Genomic DNA, 2,311 nt, shown 5'->3' with positions numbered 1-2,311 from the left:
TCGAGGTCGAGGAGCGGCCCGGGTCGCTCTCCGGCGACGAGCTGGCCGACGCCCTGTCGGGGGTGTCCCTGCTCGGGATCCGCTCCAACACCAAGATCACCGCCGAGGTGCTCGACGCCGGGAAGGACCTCCTGGCCATCGGCTGCTTCTGCATCGGCACCAACCAGGTGGACCTCACCGAGGCGGCCGAGCGCGGCATCGCGGTCTTCAACGCACCGTTCTCCAACACCCGCAGCGTGGTCGAGCTGGTGCTCGGGGAGATCATCGCGCTGACCCGCCGCCTGGTCGAGAAGACCCAGCGGATGCACGAGGGCATCTGGGACAAGTCGGCGCGGGGCAGCCACGAGTTCCGCGGTCGGACGCTGGGCATCGTCGGCTACGGGAACATCGGCACCCAGCTCTCGAACATGGCCGAGGCGGTCGGGCTGCGGGTGATCTTCTACGACACCGCGGACCGCCTGGCCCACGGCAACGCCCGCAAGGTCGAGACGCTCGACGAGCTGCTGGCCGAGGCCGACGTCGTGACCCTCCACGTGGACGGGCGGCCTGGGAACGCCGGACTGTTCGGCGCCGAACAGTTCGCGAAGATGAAGCCCCGGTCGATCTTCATCAACGCCTCGCGCGGGATGGTCATCGATGACGCGGCGCTGCGGGAGAACATCCTCTCCGGGCACGTCGCCGGCGCCGCGATCGACGTCTTCCCGATCGAGCCGAAGGCCCAGGGCGACACCTTCGAGTCCCCGCTGCGCGGCCTCGACAACGTCATCCTCACCCCGCACGTCGGCGGCTCCACCCAGGAGGCGCAGGAGGAGATCGGCGGGTTCGTCTCCACGAAGCTGCTCTCGTTCGTCGCGACCGGCGGCACCGCGCTCTCGGTGAACCTGCCCGAGGTCGCGACCCCGCTGGCGCCGACCTCGTACCGGCTGGCCTATCTGCACACCAACACCCCCGGCGTGCTGGCCCGCATCAACCAGCTGCTGCACGACATCGGGGTCAACGTCATCGGCCAGGCGCTGTCGACCCGCGGCGAGCGCGGCTACGTCGTCGTCGACACCGACGCGCCGATCCCGGAGGAGGCGCTGTCCGACCTGCGGCGCTCCCCGCAGACGGTGTGGTTGCGGACCTGGGCGCCCTAGGAGGTCGTCCCACCGCTCACGATGTCGCGTCGTGACGTGCACTCCGCGACATCCGCAAGAGCCGGGTCCCGGGGACCCGGTTTTCGCGGGTTCTCCGGGAGCGGCGTGCGGCCCGGACGGTCGAGTGGACTCCCGCGGTTGCTGCGGCAGCCCTCGAGGCCCACTCGGCGGTCGTCGGGGCCTGCGCCCCTCCCCGACGAGTTCACTTGATGAGCTTCTGCACCTCGCGGAACGCCGGGTCCTGACTGGACCCGAGCCACTCGAACACGACCATCTCGGTCGTCACCACGTCGACCCCGTGCGCCCGCATCCGGGCCAGGGCCGCGTCGCGGTTCTCGGGCGACCGGCTCCCGACCGCGTCGGCGACCACCGCCACGTCGTGACCCGAGGCGCGGAGCGCGAGCACGGTCGACAGCACGCAGACGTGCGCCTCGCAGCCGCACACCACGACCGTCCTGCCGGGGAAGGAGAGGTCCGCGGCGAAGGTCGACTTCGTGACGGCGGGGGAGGGCAGCAGCGCCGCGACCGGCTCGACGGTGGGCCCGAGCTTGTCCGGGTCCTGCTCGGTGGTGGTCACGGCGACGTCGAGGCGGGTGGCCGCCTGCACCAGCCGGGCCGCGTTCTCGAGCACGCGCGGCGCCCCGGAGATCGCGGGCATCAGCCGCTCCTGCAGGTCGACGACCAGCAGGACCGAGGACCCGGCGGTGAGGAGTGGCACCTCGCCGAGCCTAGGGGCGCTCCGCGCTCGTGAGCAGTAATCCGTGCTATGACACGGAGTGAGGGGAGCACGCCGATAGGGCTCACGAGGCCGGAGGCCACCTGACCATGACCAGCGAAGCGGGGCTCACCGCACGCGTCGAGCACTACCGGGAACGGTTCGCCACCTTCCTCACCGTGGAGGTCGGGCCGGCCGAGGAGGAGCTGGCCGGCCGCGACGTCGGCACCCCGTACAACCCGCGCCTCGACGACGCCGGGCGCATGCACCCGCTGGTGTGGGAGGCGCGTCGCGAGGTCCAGCGCCGCTCGGCCAAGGCGGGGCTCTACTCGCCGCACGTGGGCGAGGCGTCCGGCGGCGGCGGCTTCAGCCGGGCGGAGATGCAGCACGTCGAGGAGTTCGTCTACCACCGCAGCGGCCTCGGGCTGGGGCTCGCGGCGCTGGGCTGGACCGAGGGCGC

The 2,311-nt window shown here is 71.9% G+C and carries 2 protein-coding genes and 1 pseudogene; 2 read left to right on the top strand and 1 reads right to left on the bottom strand.

Translation table 11 applies throughout. The features are described from left to right. Positions 1-1,136, top strand: a 1,136-nt coding sequence (gene serA, locus AC0CYZ_RS15945; protein WP_472217021.1) for a phosphoglycerate dehydrogenase, incomplete at its 5' end; no start/stop codon positions are given. Positions 1,137-1,338: 202 nt separating this feature from the next. Here serA and AC0CYZ_RS15940 read toward each other — a convergent pair. Next, the gene (locus AC0CYZ_RS15940) at positions 1,339-1,854 is read right to left on the bottom strand and encodes an isochorismatase family protein (RefSeq protein ID WP_472217019.1); all 516 of its coding nucleotides are present in this window, start codon (positions 1,852-1,854) and stop codon (positions 1,339-1,341) included. A gap of 107 nt (positions 1,855-1,961) precedes the next feature. On the opposite strand from AC0CYZ_RS15940, the pseudogene AC0CYZ_RS15935 reads away from it, so the two are divergent. Next, positions 1,962-2,311: pseudogene (locus AC0CYZ_RS15935) on the top strand (acyl-CoA dehydrogenase family protein); the annotation flags it as partial.

Source organism: Actinomycetospora sp. (assembly GCF_055612215.1).
This window is presented reverse-complemented; position numbering and strand designations above follow the sequence as displayed.